The 23,800-nt window shown below is 30.2% G+C and carries 20 protein-coding genes; 1 reads left to right on the forward strand and 19 read right to left on the reverse strand.

The window, feature by feature from the left end:
• Nucleotides 1–667: 667 nt before the first annotated feature.
• The 16 genes from BMY96_RS03870 to BMY96_RS03945 form a co-directional block, all read right to left on the reverse strand.
• Nucleotides 668–1,756, reverse strand: a complete 1,089-nt coding sequence (locus BMY96_RS03870) for a DUF1972 domain-containing protein (protein WP_092849328.1) — start codon at nt 1,754–1,756, stop codon at nt 668–670.
• Nucleotides 1,753–3,321 carry an alginate O-acetyltransferase AlgX-related protein gene (locus BMY96_RS03875; RefSeq protein ID WP_092849330.1) on the reverse strand — a complete coding sequence of 523 codons (1,569 nt, stop codon included), beginning with the start codon at nt 3,319–3,321 and terminating at the stop codon, nt 1,753–1,755. The genes BMY96_RS03870 and BMY96_RS03875 overlap by 4 nt, the downstream gene beginning before the upstream one ends.
• Nucleotide 3,322: 1 nt before the next feature.
• Complete coding sequence (locus BMY96_RS03880) at nt 3,323–4,726, reverse strand: MBOAT family O-acyltransferase (protein ID WP_092849333.1); 1,404 nt, start codon at nt 4,724–4,726, stop codon at nt 3,323–3,325.
• Between the two features lie 42 nt (nt 4,727–4,768).
• Nucleotides 4,769–6,067: an O-antigen ligase family protein gene (locus tag BMY96_RS03885; RefSeq protein ID WP_092849336.1), complete on the reverse strand. Its 1,299-nt coding sequence runs from the start codon at nt 6,065–6,067 to the stop codon at nt 4,769–4,771.
• A gap of 6 nt (nt 6,068–6,073) precedes the next feature.
• Complete coding sequence (locus tag BMY96_RS03890; RefSeq protein ID WP_092849339.1) at nt 6,074–7,195, reverse strand: glycosyltransferase family 4 protein; 1,122 nt, start codon at nt 7,193–7,195, stop codon at nt 6,074–6,076.
• On the reverse strand, nt 7,188–8,369 hold the full coding sequence (locus tag BMY96_RS03895; RefSeq protein WP_092849342.1) for a hypothetical protein: 1,182 nt from the start codon (nt 8,367–8,369) through the stop codon (nt 7,188–7,190). Before BMY96_RS03895 ends, BMY96_RS03890 begins: the two co-directional genes overlap by 8 nt.
• A complete protein-coding gene (locus BMY96_RS03900) occupies nt 8,370–9,605 on the reverse strand; it encodes a polysaccharide pyruvyl transferase family protein (protein ID WP_092849345.1) in 1,236 nt (411 codons plus the stop codon). It abuts the gene before it with no gap.
• On the reverse strand, nt 9,595–10,839 hold the full coding sequence (locus BMY96_RS03905; protein WP_092849346.1) for a lipopolysaccharide biosynthesis protein: 1,245 nt from the start codon (nt 10,837–10,839) through the stop codon (nt 9,595–9,597). The genes BMY96_RS03900 and BMY96_RS03905 overlap by 11 nt, the downstream gene beginning before the upstream one ends.
• A 2-nt stretch (nt 10,840–10,841) precedes the next feature.
• Entirely contained in the window at nt 10,842–11,708 is an 867-nt protein-coding gene (gene rfbD, locus BMY96_RS03910; protein ID WP_092849348.1) for a dTDP-4-dehydrorhamnose reductase, read from the reverse strand.
• A gap of 2 nt (nt 11,709–11,710) precedes the next feature.
• On the reverse strand, nt 11,711–12,250 hold the full coding sequence (gene rfbC / locus BMY96_RS03915; RefSeq protein WP_092849350.1) for a dTDP-4-dehydrorhamnose 3,5-epimerase: 540 nt from the start codon (nt 12,248–12,250) through the stop codon (nt 11,711–11,713).
• Entirely contained in the window at nt 12,250–13,116 is an 867-nt protein-coding gene (gene rfbA, locus BMY96_RS03920) for a glucose-1-phosphate thymidylyltransferase RfbA (RefSeq protein WP_092849352.1), read from the reverse strand. Before rfbA ends, rfbC begins: the two co-directional genes overlap by 1 nt.
• Before the next feature lie 15 nt (nt 13,117–13,131).
• Nucleotides 13,132–14,181 (reverse strand): dTDP-glucose 4,6-dehydratase, encoded by a 1,050-nt coding sequence (gene rfbB, locus BMY96_RS03925; RefSeq protein ID WP_092849355.1) that lies wholly within the window; start codon nt 14,179–14,181, stop codon nt 13,132–13,134.
• A gap of 2 nt (nt 14,182–14,183) precedes the next feature.
• Nucleotides 14,184–15,263 carry a hypothetical protein gene (locus BMY96_RS03930; RefSeq protein WP_092849357.1) on the reverse strand — a complete coding sequence of 360 codons (1,080 nt, stop codon included), beginning with the start codon at nt 15,261–15,263 and terminating at the stop codon, nt 14,184–14,186.
• 12 nt (nt 15,264–15,275) lie between these two features.
• Nucleotides 15,276–16,964, reverse strand: a complete 1,689-nt coding sequence (locus tag BMY96_RS03935; RefSeq protein ID WP_092849359.1) for a DUF6909 family protein — start codon at nt 16,962–16,964, stop codon at nt 15,276–15,278.
• A gap of 51 nt (nt 16,965–17,015) precedes the next feature.
• Nucleotides 17,016–18,497, reverse strand: a complete 1,482-nt coding sequence (locus tag BMY96_RS03940) for a GH3 auxin-responsive promoter family protein (protein ID WP_092849361.1) — start codon at nt 18,495–18,497, stop codon at nt 17,016–17,018.
• Nucleotides 18,498–18,588: 91 nt separating this feature from the next.
• Nucleotides 18,589–19,458, reverse strand: coding sequence for a M23 family metallopeptidase (locus BMY96_RS03945; protein ID WP_092849364.1), 870 nt, complete (start codon nt 19,456–19,458; stop codon nt 18,589–18,591).
• Nucleotides 19,459–19,574: 116 nt separating this feature from the next.
• On the opposite strand from BMY96_RS03945, the gene BMY96_RS03950 reads away from it, so the two are divergent.
• A complete protein-coding gene (locus BMY96_RS03950) occupies nt 19,575–19,757 on the forward strand; it encodes a twin-arginine translocase TatA/TatE family subunit (protein ID WP_092849366.1) in 183 nt (60 codons plus the stop codon).
• A gap of 68 nt (nt 19,758–19,825) precedes the next feature.
• Here BMY96_RS03950 and BMY96_RS03955 read toward each other — a convergent pair whose 3' ends face one another.
• The 3 genes from BMY96_RS03955 to BMY96_RS03965 all read right to left on the reverse strand — a co-directional run bounded on the left by BMY96_RS03955 (nt 19,826) and on the right by BMY96_RS03965 (nt 23,775).
• The gene (locus BMY96_RS03955) at nt 19,826–20,833 is read right to left on the reverse strand and encodes a DUF4837 family protein (RefSeq protein WP_092849368.1); all 1,008 of its coding nucleotides are present in this window, start codon (nt 20,831–20,833) and stop codon (nt 19,826–19,828) included.
• A 24-nt stretch (nt 20,834–20,857) separates the two neighbouring features.
• On the reverse strand, nt 20,858–22,477 hold the full coding sequence (locus BMY96_RS03960) for a LysM peptidoglycan-binding domain-containing protein (RefSeq protein WP_092849370.1): 1,620 nt from the start codon (nt 22,475–22,477) through the stop codon (nt 20,858–20,860).
• A 110-nt stretch (nt 22,478–22,587) separates the two neighbouring features.
• Nucleotides 22,588–23,775: a phosphoglycerate kinase gene (locus tag BMY96_RS03965; RefSeq protein ID WP_092849373.1), complete on the reverse strand. Its 1,188-nt coding sequence runs from the start codon at nt 23,773–23,775 to the stop codon at nt 22,588–22,590.
• Nucleotides 23,776–23,800: the final 25 nt, after the last annotated feature.

Below are 23,800 nucleotides of genomic sequence, written 5' to 3' on the forward strand. Positions count from 1 at the left end.
GTGTTATTAAAAACAGTATTGTTTTTTTTTGATAAATAAGAACAGCCAAAAACGACATATACATATATGGTGATTGCATTTGGTTTAACATTAAGCCATTAAACCCAAATCGATTTTCATTATAGGTTAAGAATAAATTATTGTTTGATATAAAAGCATAAATAATTAGTAAAAAATTAAAAACTACAAATATATCTATTAAAGGAAATAATATTGAACAAAGTTGATTTGTTAAATTTTTTGTTTTAATTATTATAAATACGGCAATTACAAAAAAGAAAAACAAATAACGTATTAAATAGTTTAGAAAATCTTCGCTATAAGGTTTTACAACGGTAAAAATAACAACTAATAAACCAGCGATTATAATTAGTTTTATTAGTTGTTGTTTTACCAATTTAAAGTTAAAGAAGCACAATAAACCAGAGAGCAACACAAAAACTAACTTACTAAACCTATTTAATTTTATAGTGGCAACGTCTGCATTATTAATATTAATTTTATCTAAGAAATCGAATAAAATTGTAGCTAAAAAAAAACCAATTACTAAATATATGCTGCTTTTTTTTGTTGTGATTTCCATGGCTACTAACTATTACTTATAACCTATACACAAAACTAATATAGCCTATAATAAGCAAATTTAATTTTATGCTTTTAGTCTTTTTTATTTGATAGTTTTTAAAAGGTACGATTCATATTGCTTATTAATAATATCCCAACTATATTTTGTGTTAATTTTTTCAATATTTAAATAACAAAAATCTTCCTTTCGCACAAAATAGCTATCGTCATCAAATATAACTTGAAGGTCTCCTGCTTTATGAAAATACTTACACTCTTTATTTAAAATACTTTTGTTAAAGATATTATCATGAGCAATAATAAGGCTTTTTGATGCCATTGCTTCTAATAATGATGGGTTAGTGCCACCAACTGAATGACCGTGGCAATAATACCTAGAATAGTATCTTAAATTATCTAGATGGTTTTGATTGTAGATAGCTCCTAAAAATTTAATCCTAGAGTCGGTTTTATATTTTTCTTTTAAATAGGACCCAAATTTATTTATTTTACCTATTACTAAAAACGGAGTTGCGCTTTTAGAATTGTGAAATCCATCTAAAATAGTTTCAATATTATTTTCTGGCTCCATACGAGCAATTAGCATAGAGTAATTATGTTTTGTTAAGTTATACTCTAATAAAATAGCTTCATTTGGATTATTAAACACTTTTGCACCATAGGCTATAAACTCTGATGTTTTATTATATGTTTTTTGCAAATAGTTTTGTATACCTATAGAATCTGAAATTAAAAAATCGCTATATTTTGCGCCCCACAATTCGGCTCTTTTTAAAAAGAATCTAGTTTTCTTAGAATATTTAGAGCGTTTCCATTCCAACCCATCCATGTTGGTAACAATAACACTTGTTTTAGGAAACATAAAACTCCAAATAGAGCTACTAGTATATCCTAACTGGAGAATAATATCAAAGTTTTCTTTTCTACATGTTAAAATACAGTTTAAATCGTATATAAATTGCCCTGCTGTACCTATTTTATATTCGGGATCGTACTCATGTAGTATTTTTACACCATTCCAGGTTTTCTCCTGGTAAGGATGGTTATGCGAATTAAACACATAAACATCATGTCCATTTTCTGCTAAATATTTTGAAAAATACTCTGCAAATTGCTCAAAACCACCATGGTTATTTGGTACACCTCTTGTACCCAAAATTGCGATTCTCATTTAGTTATTTTTTTTACAATCACTTTTTTCAATGTATATGTACCTCCAATACCTCCTAACCTAAATAACATAGAGTCATTTAAATTTTCAATATCTAATGGAATATATAGTTTATTTAGTCCTTTATGCACACTTTTTGTTATTTTTTTGTCTTCTCCGTATCTCCATCCGTTTACTGATTCTCCAATTATAGAGTAAAAAAGTTCAAAATTTGTATTTATTGTTGAATTAAACTCAAAGTAAACTATAGCTTTATTCCCCTTTAGACCTTCTAATTTTCTTAAGTACAAGTTTGTAATCGGGGTTGTGTTTTCAGAAAACTTTATACTATCACAAGTTTTGGTTACTCCTTCTTTTTCTTGAAATTGAAGCCACCACCCACTAAAACACTTACTTTCAAATATCGTATTAGTAGATTTTTCAAATACTTCTTTAATGTAATTATTGTCTATAGAAAATTCCAAATTATTACCTCTTTTATCTTCAATATACCTTTCTACGAACGATTCAATAACTATATCATACTTACTTTTAGCAAGTTGTTTTTGTAAAGCACTCATACGTATACCTCCGTTTACAAAATTAGAGTGTGCAAAATAGTTAGTAAGGTATGGAACCATTTCAATAAAATAAGAGTCTCGATAAACCAAAGCTTTTAAACCTTTAATATTCTTGTTGCAATCGCATTGAAAGCCATCTTTATCTTTTTTCACATTGTTGGTACAAGCTTTTAAATCAATTTTTGGTATGGCATGTTGTAAATCGGGTTTTCCAATAATTCCTCCAGACGAATCATAATTAGAGTTTTCTAAATAAAATCGATCAAGAGTATAAAGTTTAGGGTCTATTTTATTTGGAAAATCTTTTTGAATAGTTTTAGCTAATTCATATTGCGCATAGTTGGCTCCTAAGGCAGTCCAGTGTGTTCCTAATGGAGAATATAGAGGCATTTTTGCATTTTCTTTTTCTTTTAATAGCAAACCTTTAACATCAATAACTTGTACCGTTGTATTTAGTTTTAAATGTTTTATTAATCTATCATAATTAGATAAAGAATCTCTTTTAATAACATACCATGGTAATTTATCTGAATAAATAGTGTGTTTATTAGGGCAAATCATAAAATAGTATTTTATGCCTTTATTACGAAACCAATTACTTTTGGTTTGGATATAACTAGCATAATTTTCTATTTCGGACGTAGTCATTGGATTAGAGTCTCGAAAATCTTCGATGGGGTTTCCGTATCCTTTATTTAAAAACAGCCATCTATCTTTTCCTAATACTATATTGTCTGAAGGAGAATCATAAATAGAATATTTTAAATTACTGTAAAATTTCAAAAAAGAATCTCTAAAACCGTAATGGTCTTTATAATACTTATCAAAATCATTAAAATAAATACCTAAGCTATCTATACTATTTGGTAGAACCGGTAAAACGGCGAGTTCTCTCTTTTCTTCAACACTAACTTTTTTATCTTTTTGTATGATTCCAAAAACAAATGGAACAAAAATGAGTAATAAAAAAACTACTATTGTTATTTTATGATATATTGCTTTCATACTAAAATCTAAAATATATAAATGGGTTGTACGTAGATGATGCCACTTTAGAAATAACCAATATTAATGAAGCTACTATTAATAGTACACGAGAAACCCCCCAAAAAACTTCGTTAAATTGAAACATATTTTCAATTTTTTTTCGAATAGGAATTGCAAATATTATAGCTAAAATAAAAACAAAAATAGCCTCATTGGATACAATGGTTTTAAATTCAAAAAGGTCAATTGAATATTTTTTAAAATTAAACATATTAAAAAGGTATTTAAAAGAGGACGATAAATCTTGCGCCCTAAAAAACACCCAAGCTACTACTACTATAATTAAGGTATAACAGTGAGATAATACAACCTTAGCTTTTAAAAATGTTTTGACCTTTTGAATCCTTTCTAAAGAAATAAACAAACCATGAAATAAGCCCCAAAAAATAAAATTCCAGCTTGCTCCATGCCAAAAGCCTGTTAGAAAGAAAACAACAATTAAATTAAAAATAAGTCTTTTTTTACCTAGCCTGTTACCACCTAAAGGTATATACAAATAATCTCTAAACCAAGATGATAGAGATATATGCCACCTTCTCCAAAATTCTTGAACAGACTTAGATATATAGGGATGGTTAAAATTTTCTTCAAATTTGAACCCAAACATTTTACCTAAACCTATTGCCATATCAGAATAGCCTGAAAAATCATAATATATCTGAAAACTATAACATAATATCCCAATCCAACTTAAGGGCATAGACAAATCATTGGAATCTATTGCAAAAACCTGGTCTGCTATATACCCCAAAGGGTTTGCTATTACCATTTTTTTTACCAAACCAATAGTAAACCTATAAATACCGTTGCTAAATTTTTCGAAAGAGTGCTCTCTTGTATTTAATTGTAAATTAATATCGCTGTATCTAACAATTGGTCCTGCAATTAACTGTGGAAAAAGGGATATGTATAAGCCCAAATTTATTATCTTTTTTTGAGAAGGGACTTCTTGTCGATAAACGTCTACCAAATAAGAAATAGATTGAAAAGTAAAAAACGATATTCCTAATGGTAAATGTATGGGGGTTGTATTAATATCTAAATTAAAAAAATCGTTAATAATAGATACTAAAAATGCAGTATATTTAAAATAAAATATTAGAGATAAATTAAATACTACTGCAACAAACAGTAATAGTCTTCTTTTATTATTTTTTTTATCTCTTCCAATTAATAAGCCGAAAAAATAATTAAAAACAATTGATATAATCATTAAAAGAAGATACAGGCCTTCTCCCCAAGCATAGAAAAGTAAGCTAAAAACTAGTAGCGTTATATTTCTAAAAAAAGTGTTTGCATAATAATATAAAAGTAAAACTAAGGGAAGAAAAAGGAAAAGAAAAGTTGGAGATGTAAATACCATTATTTAAAAGTATTAATTTAATTAAAATTATTTAAAATGAACTCAAGCCCTGTCGTTGTTTTGCCTTAAAAAACAACTAAATAAGGTAAAGGAAACTACTCCCCAATGTCTGCCAAACATAGATTCTGTAATAAAACTTATTAAAAATATTCCAAAAATAAATTTAATTTCAAAACCTGGACTATTTAAGCCATAGAAAAATAGTAGCACTAGTACTAACAACCCTAATACTCCAACTTGAAGCATAGTGTCTAAATATTGATTATGCGCGTTATATTCATGCTTTAAACCTACTTTAAAATCATTTATTCTATATCGTTGGAGTAGTTTGTTTTTATAATCTCCAATTCCATGACCCAATATTGGAGCTTCTTTAATTTCTTCTAAAGCATTTTTCCATTTAATTAATCTAATAGACTGGTTGGAAAAATTTAAATGTTTATGCTCTTCACTAGGGTTTAATACAGACATTACTCTATATTTTAATATAGGATTTGTAAAAATAACTCCAAGAGCGATACTTAAAAAAAGTAGTGTTATAGTTACACCTTTTACCCTATCTTTATTAGTTTTAGGCATTATAAAATTAACATAACCAATAAACAATAAAATAAAAACTCCTAAACCTGATCTTGAAGATAATAGTAAAACAAACAACAGGTAGTAAAAACTAAAAAACCAAAACAGTTTGTTACTTAGTTTGTTGTTTTCCTTTAATTTTAATAAAAATACAAAGGCAACGTTAACAAAAAGTGTTAAGTAAATAGGCTGTATGTCTATAATTTGTGTTAAGCCTTCGTAGGTAAATAACCAGTATTCTATAAAAACTTTTTCGTGATCTAGTCCAAATAAATTTTCTAGCCTAGCTTGAAAAAAATCTATTAAAGAGTATCCCTTTAAATGATTATTGATTATAGCATTAATTAATAAAAAAGTAAACAAAATGGCAACCCAATACACGTATACTTTTCTTATTTTTAGTTGGTTTTCTAGACTTAATTTTGGTAAACAAAAAAAGCTAATGGGTAAAAAGATAAAAGCTACATGCCTAATTGTATATTTTAATGCTGTAGACGTATCTGTGCTATATAAAACAGATAATAATACCAAAACAAAGTAGCCAATAAAGTATACGTAATAGCTTTTAAAATTAAATATCCCTTTTAAGTCTTTTAATTGTTTATTCTCAATAATAAAAAAATTAATTTGAGAAAAAACAAACAATATTATTAGGGTAATAGAACTTATATTACTTTTAAAAAAAATGCCTAGTAAGGACATTACTATTAATAAAACACTAAGGTTATTAGGTTTAAAAGCATTACTAAGTTTGGTTCCCATAATGTTTTACAAATTTTTAATTATTTGGCTTGCGGGATATTGCCAATTAAACTTGTACTTTATAGTTTTTAGAGCATTATCTTTAGTTATTTTTTTTTCTTGAGTACTTAATTTTAAAATATAATCTATTTTTTCACTTAAAGATTGACTATTGTTAGAGTCAAACAAAAACCCGTTTTCATTATCTATAATTACTTCTTTATTTGGTTCTAGATTAGAACATAAAACGATTGATGGATAACTTAGTGCCGTTAATAAAACCCCACTTTGATATATTTTTTTATAAGGTATAACTACTAGATCTGAAATTTTAAAAAACATATCCTTTTCACTATCTGTAATAAAACGCGTATGGAGTATCACTTTATCTAATAGGTTGTATTGATTTATTAAATCTTGGTATTTACCAAAATCGTCCTTCCAAACTTTACCAGCAATAATTAGCTTAGTTTTATTGTTATTTAGTAAATGAAAAGCTTTAATAAGTACGTCTAGCCCCTTAACTTCTTTAATTTGCCCAAAAAACAGTATATATTTATAATCTTTTGATAAGTTTAAAACTGAAAAAGCTTCTTGACTACTAATATTAGAATTAACTTGATCTATGTAACCACCATGCCTTATAGTAATAATTTTATTCTCGTTTAAATTTTCTTTCAACAATTCTTTTCTCGAGAATTCATTATGTACTAATACTTTAGTTGTTATATTTTTTAAAATTAATAGTTTTATTTTTTGATTGTCTGAGTTAGCAAAACCAGAAACATCATGTGCGATTAAATATATTCGAAATCTAAAAAGTTTTGCTATAATATAAATAAGCACGTCTTTAATTTCATAAGAAAAGGAATGTAATAATACTGTTTTTATACCTCTTTTTTTTGTGTTAATAAAAGCTTTAAAATGCCCTAAAAAAAAATAGATAATTTTATCTAGTTTGGTTTCGTTAGCCTTCTTTTTATTGAATACTTTTTTGTTATACACTTTAGTGTTTAAACTATTTGTCGTTTCAAAATTTGAAAAAATAGAAACATCAACATTATTGCATAATTCATTAGCTAAAGAAATGTCATAAAAGTCCATTCCGCTTTTATTACCAACATGATCTATAATTGCTATTTTATTCATAAACTTTATCTAAATATTTTCTATACTCCAACCCTAAAAATATACAAACCAAAAATACACTTAATAAATTAAATGAGTTTTCTGATAAGAGTGAAATAAATAACTGAGATAAAAATATCTTTGAAATTAAATTAAATTCTAATTTTTTCATTACCAACATAAACGGTGCAACCCATAAAAAATAACCAACTACGCCTATCTGTCCTAAAATGGCGCCAAAATATGTATCGCCAATTTTCACCTCTTGAATGCCGTACAAATAGGCTTGATTTCCGGTTCTAGCAAGGCCTACACCAAATATACTAATGTGTTCCAACGAAGCCATTAAACCTTCTAAATGTTCTCTTGCACCATGGTGCCAAGTTGCTATTAAAAACATGCTATACATAATCCCCCCTACAATTATATATTTTATAGTTTTAGATATTTTATTTGTAACCAAAATGGCAAGTATTATTAATTGTAGCCAAGCTCCTTTACAAAAGGTAAAGCTAGAAGCTATTAAAAAAACAATAATCAGCCCTTTACGCCACCTAATATTGACCAATTCCTTGTCGTATATTAGTAATGCAATAATAAAAGTTAAAACATGTCCTAAATTTATGGGGTCTAGCAGCGTAGAGGTCATTCTTTTTATTCCTCCAAACATCGGTTCTATAAAAAAATCGGGGTAATTATAAAAATCCTTATAGGTTTTATTATAGATAGGGATATTTTTTATTTCAAAATAATTAGTAACATCCAAATAGTGCCAAATGTTGAAGGTTATTTCAATAAAACCAAAAACTACAACTATTAAAGCTAGATAAAAAACATATTTTTTAATAGTGTTTTCAGATTTTTTTGTGGCTAAATTTAATCCAACTAAAAACAAAATGTATGGTACTACCATCTGTCTAATAGATGCCACAATAGCCATAATGGTAGCATCAGTAAGAAGGGCTGTTATAAACAAATAAGCTAAAAACAGAAAAAAAGAGAACGTAAAAACGTTAACTTTAACCGAAAACTTTAAAGAAACAAAAAGAATTCCTATAATAATTAAGTCCTTTAAAAATAGGATATTAATATCTGGATTAAAGAAATTATAAAATAATGCTAAAATAAAAGAGCAGAAAAAGCACCAAAGAATTGATGCCTTTAAAAGTGTGTATCTAGCTACAAGAATTCGCATTTATTTACTTGAAAATATATCTAAGTTAAGTTTAGATTTATTTTTAATGCTTTTTTGATTTATTAAGGCTTTTTCTTGTTCTAGATTATTTAAGATTCTAAAACTTTTTGTTTTTAATTCATCAAGATCTAGTCCTTTACTAGAAATTACATAGTTGTCTACTTCTTTATATATTTCAAGTAGCATGCCTTCAAACTTACCTTGATAGGTCATGACTAATACTGGTACACTATTAGACAGGGCAGCAATAGAATAATGCATTCTACCGGTAATAACAATTTTGGAATTATAGGCTACATGTTTTAATGTTGCTGCATTAATATGTTTTTTGTTTTCAAAAAAGAATACTCGAGAAGGCAAATTTATCTTGTTATAAATTAGTTTAGAAATTTCATAGTCGCTATACTTACCAAAAGTATTCTCTCTAACGTCATGCGGCACTAGAATAACGTTGTACGATGTGGTACTAATTAAAAATTTAATATAATCTATAAAATATGTTAATAAACTCTCACCATATTTTTCATAATGAATTGGATTTATATTAATTGATAAATATTCGCCCTGTTTCTCGAAAGATATAAAATCTTTATAGTGTTCTGGAGACTTTGGTTTTAATAAAAAGGCAATATCCATAGTTAATGTAGCCTTTGGGTATATTTTACTTATACGCTCGTAGGATTTTAGATCTCTAATATTAAGTTTAAAATTATTACTAGTAACTTTTTGTAATTCTTTAGTTACAGATGGATGAATAGCTTTATTAAAGCTAGAACCCGTAACAATAACTTTGGTTCCTATATCTGATAGAAGCCTACCTAATAAAATTCTTTTAGAGCTTTGTACTGAAGAATAGTGACCATCCAAAATATCGGCACCAATAATTACAAAGTATTTATATTGTTTGGCTAGTTTTAATACTTTAAACAAATTAAATGGATTAGCAAACTTAGATTTAATAACAATTTCTTCGCTAAAGCCTTCGTACTGGTTTAGTCTTTCGTTCCAAGATTCTTTTTCAAACGAAAGAATATCAGTATTTAAACCTGCATCCAATTTAACATTTTGTATTACAGAAATTATCATAGCTTCGTCTCCAATACTTCCAAATTCATCTGGCGGTAGTACTAAAACTTTATCAATAACTTCATTTTTATTAATGCTCTTTTTTTTCCATAAACGTACTAGTATCTCATTAAGAATACTAATAATATATCTTTTAAGTCTATTTTTCATCTTTTTTTAAAAAATTAAAAATTATGTATACACATGAAATTAACATAATCAAATTACTTACTAAATCAGATATAGCTGTACCATAATAGCTATACTTTGGGGTTACAATATAGTTAACAATTAGGTTACAAATAATTGCCAAAAATAAAGTAAATACAATACTGTTAGATTTTTTAATTTGAGTTAAAAATGAAACCCAAAAACCGTATAAACTAAAAAGTAACATAGATCCTCCTATTAATAAAAACAATTTATAATCAAACTTTTGATTAACAAAAGGATAAATATATGATGAAATAGCATAAAGAAACGTTATTGCAATTGCTGTAATACATAAGCTTGCAATGGACGAAAAAGCAAGGTTTTTTCTTACCTCAGAATACTTTTTATTAAAGTAATACTCACTTGTTAAATGTGCATATTTTGCAGAAATAACAGATACGGGCATGATTGTAATCATTAAATACTTAAAAGTAAAATTAAAAAATCCTACCTCTGCAATAGGTTGATAGTATGACAATTGTATAATATTAATTTGCTGTATACACAACATCCCAAATGAGGCTACCATTAAGGATAATGAACTAAATAGTGTCTTTTTAATGCCGTTTAAATTAATCTTATAAAATAGATAGCTAAAATTATAACCTAAATATTTTGTCTTAAAGTAAGCTAATGTAAAAGTTAATAATGATGACAGAAGAATTGAGAAAACAATTAATTTCTTGATTTCAATAATATCCTGAAATAAAAGCAAGGTTAATAAAACAATAACCCATCGAGATGTTTCTGTAAAAAATATCATCCATCCATACTCGCTTAAACCTCTTAGTACGTATGCATAAAAATAAATAAGAACATTACTAAATATAGCTATGCAAAGTAAAGCTACATCTGTAAAACTATAAGTAATATTATAAAATTGATATATTAAAAGAGGGATAAAAACAGGTTGAATAATTAGAATTGTTTTTAAACAATTATTAATTATTTGCTTTACTCTATTAACATTGTGCTTATTATAATAAGCCATTTGTAAACTAACCAAACTAGGTATACCAAAATGAGATAAAATGGTTAATAATAGTATTGAATTTGATAATACGCCATAAAAGCCCTGTATTTCGTTTCCGTATTTTTTTTGTAGGTAAAAAATAATTATAGAACTGCTTAAAACTCCAAAAAACTTAATTCCAAAGTACTTAAACAAATTTAAAAAAACCTTAACTTTCAAATTTACAGATTTTTATGATTATCTAAGGCTTGTTTTAAACTTTCTCTCCAATTTGGAATTTCGATATTTAGCATTTTTCTAATTTTAGACTTATCTAAAACGCTATAGGCTGGTCTTTTGGCAAGGGTTGGAAACTCGCTTGTGGTAATAGCATTTATCTTTATAGGTGTCCTGTTTTCTTCAAAAATAGCTTTAGCAAAATCAAACCAACTTATACTACCTATATTGCTATAATGATATACACCATAATCTACAGATTTAGAGGTAATAGTATGCACTATTAACTTTGCTAAGTCTTTAGCGTAAGTAGGTGTACCAAATTGATCACTAACAACACTTAATTCGTTTTTTGTTTCTGCTAATTTTAACATGGTTTTCATAAAATTATTGCCATGTTCGGAGTATAGCCATGAAGTTCTAAATATAAAATATTTAGTTAAAATCTGTTCAATTTCTTGCTCTCCTTTTAGTTTAGTTTCACCATATACACTAATTGGAAGAGCAGGGTCTGTCTCTAAATATGGTGTTTTTCCTTTTCCATCAAAAACAAAGTCTGTGGATACATGAATTAAGGTAATGTTATGCTTTAAACAAGCAAGTGCAAGATTTTTAGATCCTTCTGTATTTATTTTTATAGCTTTTTCTGATTCTTTTTCTGCTTTATCGACTGCCGTATAGGCTGCACAATTTATACAATATTGAATGTCATTACTTGCTGTATTAAAAAAGTTATTTAGTTGGTTTAAGTTGGTAATATCTAAATCTAAAAAATCGGTAAAAATAAAGTTTAAATTTACATAATCTATAGCTAAATCTTTAATACAACTTGCTAGTTGGCCATTTCCTCCTGTTATTAAAATATTAATCATTGCTATAGGTTTTCAAGGGTTGGCAGTATTTTATCTTTTTCGGAAATTATAAGGTCGTCATTTTTTAATATCCAGTCTATATTCAAATTATAATCTGAATACAAAATGCCTCCTTCTGAGGCTTTATTATAAAAATTATCACACTTATAAGAAAACAGTGCGGTTTCGCTTAACACAACAAACCCATGCGCAAACCCCCTGGGAACAAAGAGTTGTTTTTTATTTTCTCCCGTTAATTCTACAGACACATATTGCCCATACGTTACTGAACTTTCTCTAATATCAACAGCAACATCTAACACTCTACCCTTTATAACTCTAACTAACTTAGCTTGGGCATGTTCACCACGTTGAAAATGTAGTCCTCGTAAAACACCTCTAGACGAAAAAGATTCATTGTCTTGAACAAAAGTAACTTTATTTCCTACTAATTGATTAAATGCTTTTTGGTTATAACTTTCTAAAAAATAGCCTCTTTCGTCTTCAAAAACAGTAGGTTCGATTATGGCGCAGCCTTTTAATTTAGTTTCTTTTACTATCATTATTTCTTTTTCAATAGTCCTAATAAGTTTTTACCGTATCCGCTCTTCATTAAAGGTTCTGCTAAATTTTTAAATTGATTTTCATTAATAAATCCCATTTCATAAGCAGCAGCTTCTATAGCCCCTATTTTTAATCCTTGTCGTTCTTCAATTACCTCAACGAATTGTGATGCCTGCATTAATGATTGAAAGGTACCTGTATCTAACCAAGCTGTTCCTCTGTCTAGTATACTAACATTTAGTTCTCCATTATTAAGAAACACTTTATTTACGTCTGTAATCTCAAGTTCACCTCTATGACTGGGCTTTATATTCTTAGCTATTTTAACAACGGAATTATCATAAAAATAAATTCCAGGAACTGCATAATTAGATTTTGGCTTTAATGGTTTTTCTTCAATAGATATTGCTTTTCCCTCTTGATTAAACTCTACAACACCATATCTTTCGGGGTCGTGCACCCTATATGCATATATTATACCTCCTTTAGGGTCATTGTTTGCTTGTAAAAGTTTGGCTAAACCTGTACCATAAAAAATATTGTCTCCCAAAATTAAGGCTACCTTGTCATTTCCAATAAATTGCTCACCTATAATAAAAGCCTCTGCTAAACCGTTTGGAGCATCTTGTACAGCATATTCGAATTTACACCCAAACTTAGCACCATCGCCTAGTAAATCCTTAAACAAGGGTAAGTCTTTTGGTGTTGATATTATAAGAATTTCTCTAATCCCAGCATACATTAATGTTGATAACGGATAGTAAATCATTGGCTTATCATAAATAGGCATAAGTTGCTTACTTACAGATAATGTTAATGGGTGCAACCTTGTTCCGGATCCTCCGGCAAGTATAATTCCTTTCATGTTTAACGCTTTTTATTAACTATCGCTGTATTGCTTTTTATAATATGATTGATAATCTCCACTGGTAACACTATTAAGCCACTCTTTATTACTTAAATACCATTCTATAGTTTTTTCTAAACCTTGCTCAAATGTTACCGATGGTTCCCACCCTAATTCTTGTTTTATTTTATTTGCGTCTATAGCATATCTTAAATCGTGTCCAGGGCGATCTTTTACATATGTTATTAAACTTTCAGAATCGCCATTGTTTCGTTCTAGTTTTAAGTCCATTTGCTTACACAATAGCTTTACTAAATCGATATTTTTCCATTCATTAAATCCCCCTATATTATATGTTTCATGGTTTTTACCTTTATGGTATACTAGGTCTATTGCAGCAGCATGGTCTTTAACATATAACCAATCTCTAGTGTAATTCCCGTCTCCGTAAACTGGTAAAGGTTTATTTTGAATTATATTGTTTATAAAGAGAGGTATTAGTTTTTCTGGAAATTGGTTTTGACCATAATTATTAGAACAATTAGTAATAACATAAGGTAAATCATATGTTTCACCATAAGCACGTACGAAATGATCGGAACTAGCTTTAGAAGCCGAATATGGCGAATTAGGGTCATAAGAAGTAGTTTCTGTAAACAAACCTGTTTCTCCTAATGTACCATAAACCTCATCGGTACTTACATGATAAAACCGTTTGCCTTGTAAGTTACCTTTCCATGATTCATTACATGCATTTAAGAGGTTCATAGTTCCTATAACATTGGTTTTTACAAATGCCAAAGGATCTTTTATAGATCGATCAACGTGAGACTCCGCAGCCAAATGAATTACGCCATCAAAATTATAGCTTTTAAATAGAGAATTAATAAATTTTTGATCTGTTATATCTCCTTTTACAAAATTATAATTTGTTTTGTTTTCAATATCCTTTAAATTCTCTAAGTTGCCGGCATATGTAAGTGCGTCTAAATTATATATATTATAATTTGGATACTTATTTACAAAAAGCCTTACAACGTGGGCACCTATAAAACCTGCACCTCCTGTAATTAAAATGTTCATATTTATTTTTTATTAATTTTTTGATCTTGCTCTGATAAATATTTGCCCATACCGTAAAGTATAAAACCAAAAAATGTAATTAAGAAAAATAAAATTGGTAGTCTAACTTTCATTTTATCTCTCCAATCAGTCATATCATAACCTGCATCAGGAAATTCGGAAACTACATTTACAATATTTTCATTTTTAACCAAACCTACATTAATTTCTCTTTTTAATGCTTCTAATTTTGTTTTTTTAGATAATAATTCAGACTCATCAACTATTAACTTATTTTGATCGCTATTACCCATATATAAATTTGTGCCCGATCCCACAACTGCTTGTTTCTTAGATTCGTTTTTACGGATTTTTAGATACTCAGATGCTAACGAGTCTATTTCTTTTTTTTCAATCTCTATAGTTTCCTTTTGGGTTATAAAATTTCGCAATTCAACATTTTTGAGTTCGTTTAAATAATCGTTGTTCGAAATTGCTTTTGAAAAACTTTTGTTTAATTTTTGAAAAATAAACTTATCTGTAGAAGCTACTCCTACTTGATGTCTTTTAAAACTGTAATAATCCAAAGACTCAATGTAGTCATCATAAGAATACTCTTCTCTACTTAAAGAATCTAGTCCTTTTTTAAAAGCAACAAACATCCTAATTCGATCGTTCTCATCAATATCAGGCCTCATATAAATACCTTTAATTGAAGCAGCATCTTTCACACTAATGTTTAACTTTCTAGCTAATTCTATAGAATCTTTATCGACATAAGCTAATTGATGTAGATACTTTAAGTTTTCGTAAACTTGATGAGCAGAACCGAAATTAGTTTCAATATAAGCATTTGCACCATAAACCTCATCAGTGCTACTATCTATGAAAAAACCTAAAATAAGCCCTATAATCCCGGATATCGCATACCACTTAATTCTTTTGTAAACATGAATTAATAGAACCAAAATTAGTTTATAAATATTATTAAAAATAGATAGAATAAAGTCAAAAAGTCTTTGAAATAAATTCCCTACCATATTAAACAATTGTCCTAAATCAACTTCTTCCAACTGCTTAGGTTGTTGTAAATCTTTACTCATTTTCTTAAATAATTAATTTAATATTTGTTCTAATATTGTTCTTGTTATTAAGTAGGTTGGTTTAACTCCCGAAGTCCCCAAACCACCCGAAGCTAATGTTGCCCCTGTTTCTAAAGGGTTATCACTAGCATAATACGCGTATCTTACCTTTACATCTGCGCTTATACTACCACGTACTTTTGATGCAGCTTGAATGGCTTTTTGGTAGTGTGCTCCTTCCATTTCTAGACCAATTACATTCCATGTAGAATTGTAAAAGAATTTTAAAATGTCTTTATTTTGAAGCGATGTACCTAAAACGGTTATCATCGAGCCTTCGTAAACATTGACACCTTGCCCTTCTAAATCTTCTCGCTTTAATTCATTTTTAAAAGGGTAATTATCGGCTGTACCTTCAAATATATGCGCAGACGGAATCATAATATCCCCTTTACCGCCTTCTAAAATACCTGCTTTACCCATTATGGAAACCGACTCGACATTTAAATGCGTTTTTTTACCCTTTTGTTTGTAGGGTTTTAACAACTCGTCTATAGTCTCATAGGCTTGCTCTCCAAAAGCATAATCCATAACCAAAATAACTGGTTGTTGTTGCTTTAAAACAGCATCATCACTTTTAATATCCAATTTGGATGCATCAATTTTAGCAGTATCAAATATTTGTACATCAATGTTAGCTCCAGAGGTATCTTTAATATAAGTCATTCCTTTTTGCAACGCTTCCTTGGATACTTTATTACGTAAATCGCTATTATCCTTATTACTTAAGGCTTCGTAAACTTGAAAAATATCCTTTTTAGCAACTATTGGTTTTAATGCGCTTGGTGTAAAAAGCGTATTCATAACACTGTGCATATTAGCACTAATTATATGTATTGGGCGCTCTATTAAATTGTTTTTAAACAAAACATCCTTTATGGTGTCTGCCCAAATTTCGCCATGTATATGGTGTCCAATTCGTTCTCTTAAAACAGGACTAAAAGTTACGGTACGTTTGTTATTATTAACCAACTCTTCAATAGCTAGCTTCCCTAACCAATATACAATATGAAGTAAACGTTCGGGTTGTGTTGGGGTTGCAAATTGGTTGTAAACTGTTGTTAACTCATTAAAGGTTCTGCCTAAAATATTAGCTATATGAGTAATGGTTACCTCGCGTTCCTCTTGTGTAAGCTTCTTTTTGGCTAAAACTGCTTTTTCAAGTTTTATCCAATCTCGGGTTGTTGCCCCGTCTTCATTAATTAAAACACGCTTACTAATTTTATGAGATTCAACAAAAAGAAAAGTAAGGTGGGTTAATATATCGTAAATCTCAGATCGACCTCGAGTAATTTCAATATTCATTTGCTCGTCATCTATTCGATAACAATTACGACGACGTTTTTCTGGAATTATAGGCTTAAAATGCGATGTAGAGTACCCTTCATCACTAGTTAAGTTAATAAACATACATTCCTCAATGCCTTGAGGCAATCTATCTATTACATAAAGTAAGCCTTCTAATTCGGCTTTTTCATCGCCAATAGACCCGTAAATTTCTGGTCGTAAAAGCAATAAGGATTGCCTTAAAGTTTCGCCCGAAACTCCCATTGGCTTGTAAAACCCTCTATTAAACAGGTGACGCATAGTTATATACATCCGTTCAATAGCATTCGAGCTTTCTTGAGCTCGGGTTCTTGCATGATGTTTTTTATTGCTCATAATATAATTTGGTCGCGCAAATATAACACTATTTGTGTTAATTTTTATACGTTAAAATTTATCCACAATGTTGCGGTCGTTAGACAATCTAGGGATTTTATTTTGTCCTCCCAATTTCCCAATAGACTTCATATAATCTTGAAACCCATCTTTTTTAACTTTTGTAATTTTAAGCGGTTGCAAAACTTTACCTTGAATTAAATCAAAATAGTAGGTGTTTTGTTCCTGTAAAGATTCATCTATTTTTTTCGCTAAAGCGGACATGTCTTCCGGTTCATTTTCAAATTCAACAAACCATTCATGAAAAGGTAGACCTTCTTTAGGATTAATTTGAGGTGCCACAGTAAACTCCGAAACTCTAATATTAGAACCCTGTGTAGCATCCTGCATGGCTTGTTCTACTTCTTTTCCTATAACATGCTCGCCAAAAGCCGAGATAAAATGTTTAATTCTGCCTGAAACTATAACACGATAAGGTTTAGTTGACGTAAACATAACCGTATCGCCAATATTGTATGCCCATAAACCTGCATTTGTCGAGATTATCATCACATAATTAACCCCAACTTGAACATCTTTTATAGTAATGCGTTTGGGCTGCTCGTTAAAAAACTCATCGGCTTTAATAAACTCGTAAAAAATACCGGAATTAAGCTGAAGCAGCATGCCTCTTTCATCTTGCTTATCCTGAAACGCAAAAAAACCTTCACTAGCCGGATACAACTCTATACTGTCTACTTTTCGGCCAATTAAGTTTTCAAATTTACTACGGTAAGGTTCATAATTTACACCACCAAAAATGAATAAATTAAAGTTTTTAAATACATCACCTACCTTCTTTCCTGTTTTCTCTTGTAGCTTTTCAAAATACATTTGTACCCAAGATGGAATTCCAGAAATTATGGTCATGTTTTCTGGCAAAGTTTCTTCTACTATAGCATCTACCTTAGTTTCCCAATCGTCAATACAATTGGTTTCCCATGAAGGTAATCTGTTTTTTTGCAAGTATTTAGGAACATAATGCGCCACAATACCAGATAAACGCCCTAACTGAATACCATTTTGCTCATTTAAAATAGGACTACCTTGTAAAAAAATCATTTTACCATCTACAAATTTGGCATTACCCGTTTCATGAATATACAACAAAATAGCATTTCTTGCGGCTTCAACATGACTTGGCATACTCGCTTTGGTAATAGGTATATATTTTGAACCCGAAGTTGTGCCCGATGTTTTAGCAAAATATAAAGGCTTCCCTTTCCAAAGAACATCTTCCTTACCTGCAACAACCTTTTCTACATAGGGCTTTAAGGCTTCGTAATCTCGAACGGGAACACGCTTAATAAAATCGTTATGATTTTTTATACTTTTAAAATCATGATCCTTTCCAAATTCGGTACTTGCTGCTCGCGATATTAACTCTCGAAACACTTTTTCCTGTGTTTCAATTGGATTATTGGCCCATTTTTGGACCTTCTTATAAATACGCTTTGCAAAAGGTTTTGCTAAAACAGATTTTAATGATAGCATTTATTTTGAATGTGTTTTAAACCAGTTAATAACTAAATTATCGCTTTTGTTTTTAACAATTTACAAGATATAATTTTACTAGACACTAGAGTTATTCAAAATCTATAAAATTTGTTGGGTTAATTGGATACCCATCATTCCAAAGTTCGAAATGTAAATGCGGACCAGTAGATAGCTCACCCGTATTACCTGCTGTGGCAATAACCTCGCCAGATTTAACTAAATCGCCTTGCGATTTGGTTAAAGAAGCGTTGTGCTTGTAAACAGAAATAAGACCATAGCTATGCTCAATAATTATTACGTTACCGGTATTTGCGGTCCACTCTGCAAAAATAACAATACCATCGGCAGCGGCTTTTACAGGTGTGTCTTTAGCCACAACAACATCCACAGCATAGTGTTTTTCCTTAGCATTATAGGGTTCGCTAATGGTGCCACTTACAGGAGGAAATAGCACAAAATTAGTTGTGGAGGTTGCCGATTCAAATAAATTATACTTATCCTCTTTATCTACCTTTTCTCGCAGTAAAGAATCTTCTGCAATAGGTTTTAAATCCACCTCGCTGGCTTCTAGTTTAACAGCTTGAATGATAGAGTCTTTATTAAAATCTACAGTATTTACATCGCCTTTTAACACCTTTTTTATAGACTCATAATACCGGTCGTTTAATTGAATAACACGTTGTAACGAATCGGTTTTATAACTTAGTTCGGTTGCTTTCTTTTTTAGTGCTGTTGATGAGTATCCTGGTATATACTCACGAAGTGGCGTAAAAGCAATTAACAGATACGTAAGTGTAATTAAAAAAACAGCCAATAAAGACATAAACACAAATACGTTTAGTCGTGTTAATTTAAATGATAAACGCTCTTCAAAAGTGTTCTCGTTTAGTACCATTAAACGATACTTATCGAGTAATTTTCGTTTTATCTTTTTGGGTTTCTTTTTTTTGTCTGCCATGTTAAAACAAAAATAAATAAATTTATCACAAGACTTTACTATCAGTATGCTAAAGTTATGTTTAAAACGTTTTTATTGAACTTTAATTATTAACTTTGTACTTTAAAATCATTATTATGAACTTATACATGTTACCATTAGCAATAGGACCTTGGCAAATAGCATTAATTGTTCTAGCCGTTTTACTTTTATTTGGAGGTAAAAAAATACCAGAATTAATGCGCGGTTTAGGTAGCGGAATTAAAGAATTTAAAGACGCTAGTAAAGAAGAAGAAACTACCGAAGATAAAAAAGGATAATTTTAAAATTATCTTAAAGTAAAAAACCAGCCCGAAAGGCTGGTTTTTTTTTATTACATAGCGCAATGCTATTCTATTTTTACAGATTTTATTACAGACTCTAGTTCTAGCATATAATTTCTTTTCTCTACCGAAGGTGCAAAAATAAAACCTTCAACAACAACCCATCTTTTATTTACCTTGTCTTCAATCATATAATTAATAAATGGTCCGCCCATAAAATCGTTAGTTAATTCCCATAAGCCTTTAGTTACTAAAGCTGGTTTATTATCTACAATAGTTTCACCAAAAAATGGTGTGTAAGCCGACTCGGTTACCATAAACGAACTCACAGTCTCGCCATTAGCTTTTACAGTGCCATCCAATCGGCCTTTAAAATAGGCTTGTCCTATAGAGTCTCGAATCTTAATTATTTGGCTAACAGTACTATCATTTCTTGTAAGCGCATCAAAAGGCAATTCGTAAAGCATTATATGCGAATGCCCTGTCGTAATGTCCTTTCTAAACCAAAAGAAATTATCTTCTTGTTTTGCCTGCTCATAAATTGACGAAAACTTTAGTGTTAACCCCAATTTTTCTTTAATAGTATTAAATTTATGTGGCGATTTGGCCATTTGGCGTTGTCTTTCATCTAACTCCGAGTTTCTAAATGTTTCAATAATTTTGGCTTCATTCTCCTTAACCACAGCAATAATTTCTTCTTTGGTTTTACCAGAAACTACAATTACTTTTTGCGGTTTTGCATACACATTTTCGGTAAACGTTATTCCCGCAGGTTTATTCGTTTCAACCTTTAAAACCGTTCTGTTTTTAGTAACAAAGCCGGAAAAAACAGATGGCGGAATTTGGCTAATGGTAAACATAGGCTCATCTTGGGGCAACCCATAAATTGGCTGTGCAAGTACTTGCCTTATGACTTCGCCCACACGGCCGACCCAATATTCGTTTTCTGTAACTACAGATACATTGTTAATAGCTCCAGAAGCATCGGGTAAAAACTTTTCAGCCTTTTCTTTTTTATCTACACAAGACATTAAAAGTGTAAACGTAAATAATGAAAATAGAAAATATCGCATAATATTTTTATGTTTAGTTAGGGTTTAACTCTTTGCAATTTTAAGAATCATTCCTGGTTTTAATTTAGTACCACTAATACCGTTCCAATCTTTAATATTTTGAACAGAAACACCAGAAAATTTTTGAGAAATGCTCCATAACGAGTCGCCATCCTTAACCATATAGTTTATAAAATCGCCTTTTATGGGTACAGGTTTTACTGTCGCTTTCGCGGAAGACGTCGCGTTTACATGAGATGTACGAGGAAAAATGGTTAATCGTTGTCCTATTTTTAAGTTATTGCTTCGTAAGCCATTCCATCTTTTTATTTCGCTAACCCTTACGCCATACATTCTTGAAATTTTACCCAAATAATCTCCAGATTTTACACGGTAGATGGTGTTTTTTTGTGATTCAATAAACTGAGGCATCTGCTTTTCGCGTTTATCCAATTCTGCCTTGGCATAAGCATATATTCTTTCTTCGTTATTAACGAAAGTACCTACCACACTTCGTGGCAATCTCAACACATAATTTTCATCCTTTATAAATGGGATAATATCTAACTTATACGATGGATTTAAAAACTGTAGTTGCTCAATTGGCGTTCCAACAGCTTCCGAAACCTGATCGAGTGTTATTTGCTGCTTTACTAAAACGGTATCGGTTTCAAAATAAGCAAATTCAGGTTTATAATTTTTAAAACCATGCTCTTTAGCATATTCAAAAATATACATATTGGCTAAAAAGGCAGGCAAATATCCAGCGGTTTCCCTTGGTAAATTATGGCGTATATTCCAATAATTTCGGTAACCTCCAGAACGACGAATGGCTTTACCAACATTACCCGGACCAGAATTATAGGCCGCAAGCGCTAAATCCCAATCGCCAAAAATTTTATATAATCTCGATAAATATTTTGCAGCAGCTTCGGTCGATTTTATAGGGTCGCTACGCTCATCAACATAACTACTTACATCCAGCCCATACTCCTTACCGGTTCCGTACATAAATTGCCATAAACCTGTAGCCCCAACTCTAGATCTTGCTCTAGGTTTTAATGCCGATTCTACTATCGCTAAATATTTAATTTCTAAAGGAATGTTATGCTTATCTAGCTCACCTTCGAACATAGGAAAATAAAAGGCACTTAAGGTTAATAGGTTTTGTATAGAGTTACGCCTGTGTTTTAAATACGATTTTATTACATTTTCTAGAGATGGATTGTACTCTACATTAAAAGGTGTTCTGGCATCTAGCTCTTTTAAGCGTGCCTTAAGCGTATCGGTATGTAGTTCTGGATAATCAACGGGTTTGTAATCGAGCTCTGTAACGGTTTTATAAATAGTGTCGAATAAGCGATTGCTATACAACTCATCAAACCAAGCTTGGTCTAACTTTAAAACTTCTTCATTGTCTTTTAAATTTGCTATAGATGTACTATCTACAGTAGCTTCAATAGTTTTTTGAGTATAAGTATTATCTTCTACAACAGCACTTTTAAGAACTACCGTAGGCCCAGAAATGGTGTCTGGAATAACAGTATTTTGAACAACTAAAGTATCTTTAACCTTAGTATTTTGAATAGAAATCGTGTCTTGCGTTTGCGAAAAACAAGATGGTAAACTTAAAATATATAGTACTACAAAAAATCGAAAAGCCATAAAATCTATTCATTAATGAATGATGTTATGGCTAAAATCGTATTTATTTTACTAAGAACAAAATATATTAAGACCTGTAAAGCTTTAAAACTGTTGCAGGCCTATTATTTTTATTCTAATATAGCAGCAATTCCAGGAAGTGTTTTTCCTTCTAAGCTTTCTAGCATAGCGCCACCACCAGTACTTACGTAACTCACTTTGTTTTCGAAACCAAATTGCTTAACTGCAGCAACCGAGTCTCCTCCACCAACAAGTGAAAACGCTCCGTTTTTAGTAGCTTCGGCAATCGAGTTTCCTAATTCGATTGTACCTTGAGCAAAATTTTCCATTTCAAAAACACCTAATGGTCCATTCCAAAGGATGGTTTTACATTGCATAACCACATCGTGAAATTGTGCTCTAGATTTTGGTCCAGCATCTACACCTTCCCAACCATCAGGAATGGCGTTAATATCAACAATTTGTGTATTAGCGTCGTTACTAAAATCGTCGGCAGCTATAGTATCAATAGGAATATGAACTTGAACATTTTTGTCTTTGGCGTGTTGTAAAATCTCTAGAGCTAATCCCATTTTATCATCCTCACAAATAGAATTACCAATTTTTCCACCTTGTGCTTTAACAAACGTAAATGCCATACCACCACCAATAATTAGGTGATCTACTTTATCAAGAATGTTTTCTATAATGGTGATTTTAGAAGATACTTTTGCACCACCCAAAATAGCTAAAACAGGCTTTTCTCCTGTTTCCATTACTTTATTAATACTTTCAATTTCTTGAGCTAACAAACTACCAAAACATTTTTTACCTTCAAAAAATTGAGCTACAATTGTTGTAGAAGCATGCGCTCTATGAGCAGTACCAAAAGCATCATTTACGTAAACATCTCCTAGTTTAGATAATTTTTCAGCAAAGTCTTTATCTCCAGCAGTTTCTTCTTTGTAAAAACGTAAGTTTTCTAGTAATAAAACTTCTCCTGGTTGTAAATTTGCAGCTGCTTCTTCGGCTTTAGATCCTATACAATCTGTAACAAACTTAACTTCAACCCCCAAAATATCCGATACTTTAGCCGCAATATGTTTTAATGAGAACTCGTCTTGAAATCCTTTTGGACGCCCTAAATGCGACATTAAAATACAGCTTCCGCCATCTTCTAAAATTTTAATAATTGTAGGTTTTGCAGATACAATTCTAGTTGCATCGGTTACCTCAAACTTTTCGTTTAATGGCACGTTAAAATCCACACGGATTAAAGCTTTTTTGTTTTCGAAATTAAAATCGTTAAGCGTTTTCATGTATATATATATTTATTTTTTAACT

The organism is Algibacter pectinivorans (assembly GCF_900112595.1).
GTDB classification, from domain to species: Bacteria; Bacteroidota; Bacteroidia; order Flavobacteriales; family Flavobacteriaceae; genus Algibacter_B; species Algibacter_B pectinivorans.

Excerpts from the sequence above, each read along its gene's own strand:
- BMY96_RS03870 (WP_092849328.1), bottom strand. The coding sequence starts at position 1,756 with ATGAGAATCGCAATTTTGGGTACAAGAGGTGTACCAAATAACCATGGT.
- BMY96_RS03875 (WP_092849330.1), bottom strand. The coding sequence starts at position 3,321 with ATGAAAGCAATATATCATAAAATAACAATAGTAGTTTTTTTATTACTC.
- BMY96_RS03880 (WP_092849333.1), bottom strand. The coding sequence starts at position 4,726 with ATGGTATTTACATCTCCAACTTTTCTTTTCCTTTTTCTTCCCTTAGTT.
- BMY96_RS03885 (WP_092849336.1), bottom strand. The coding sequence starts at position 6,067 with ATGGGAACCAAACTTAGTAATGCTTTTAAACCTAATAACCTTAGTGTT.
- BMY96_RS03890 (WP_092849339.1), bottom strand. The coding sequence starts at position 7,195 with ATGAATAAAATAGCAATTATAGATCATGTTGGTAATAAAAGCGGAATG.
- BMY96_RS03895 (WP_092849342.1), bottom strand. The coding sequence starts at position 8,369 with ATGCGAATTCTTGTAGCTAGATACACACTTTTAAAGGCATCAATTCTT.
- BMY96_RS03900 (WP_092849345.1), bottom strand. The coding sequence starts at position 9,605 with ATGAAAAATAGACTTAAAAGATATATTATTAGTATTCTTAATGAGATA.
- rfbD (WP_092849348.1), bottom strand. The coding sequence starts at position 11,708 with ATGATTAATATTTTAATAACAGGAGGAAATGGCCAACTAGCAAGTTGT.
- rfbC (WP_092849350.1), bottom strand. The coding sequence starts at position 12,250 with ATGATAGTAAAAGAAACTAAATTAAAAGGCTGCGCCATAATCGAACCT.
- rfbA (WP_092849352.1), bottom strand. The coding sequence starts at position 13,116 with ATGAAAGGAATTATACTTGCCGGAGGATCCGGAACAAGGTTGCACCCA.
- rfbB (WP_092849355.1), bottom strand. The coding sequence starts at position 14,181 with ATGAACATTTTAATTACAGGAGGTGCAGGTTTTATAGGTGCCCACGTT.
- BMY96_RS03930 (WP_092849357.1), bottom strand. The coding sequence starts at position 15,263 with ATGAGTAAAGATTTACAACAACCTAAGCAGTTGGAAGAAGTTGATTTA.
- BMY96_RS03935 (WP_092849359.1), bottom strand. The coding sequence starts at position 16,964 with ATGAGCAATAAAAAACATCATGCAAGAACCCGAGCTCAAGAAAGCTCG.
- BMY96_RS03940 (WP_092849361.1), bottom strand. The coding sequence starts at position 18,497 with ATGCTATCATTAAAATCTGTTTTAGCAAAACCTTTTGCAAAGCGTATT.
- BMY96_RS03945 (WP_092849364.1), bottom strand. The coding sequence starts at position 19,458 with ATGGCAGACAAAAAAAAGAAACCCAAAAAGATAAAACGAAAATTACTC.
- BMY96_RS03950 (WP_092849366.1), top strand. The coding sequence starts at position 19,575 with ATGAACTTATACATGTTACCATTAGCAATAGGACCTTGGCAAATAGCA.
- BMY96_RS03955 (WP_092849368.1), bottom strand. The coding sequence starts at position 20,833 with ATGCGATATTTTCTATTTTCATTATTTACGTTTACACTTTTAATGTCT.
- BMY96_RS03960 (WP_092849370.1), bottom strand. The coding sequence starts at position 22,477 with ATGGCTTTTCGATTTTTTGTAGTACTATATATTTTAAGTTTACCATCT.
- BMY96_RS03965 (WP_092849373.1), bottom strand. The coding sequence starts at position 23,775 with ATGAAAACGCTTAACGATTTTAATTTCGAAAACAAAAAAGCTTTAATC.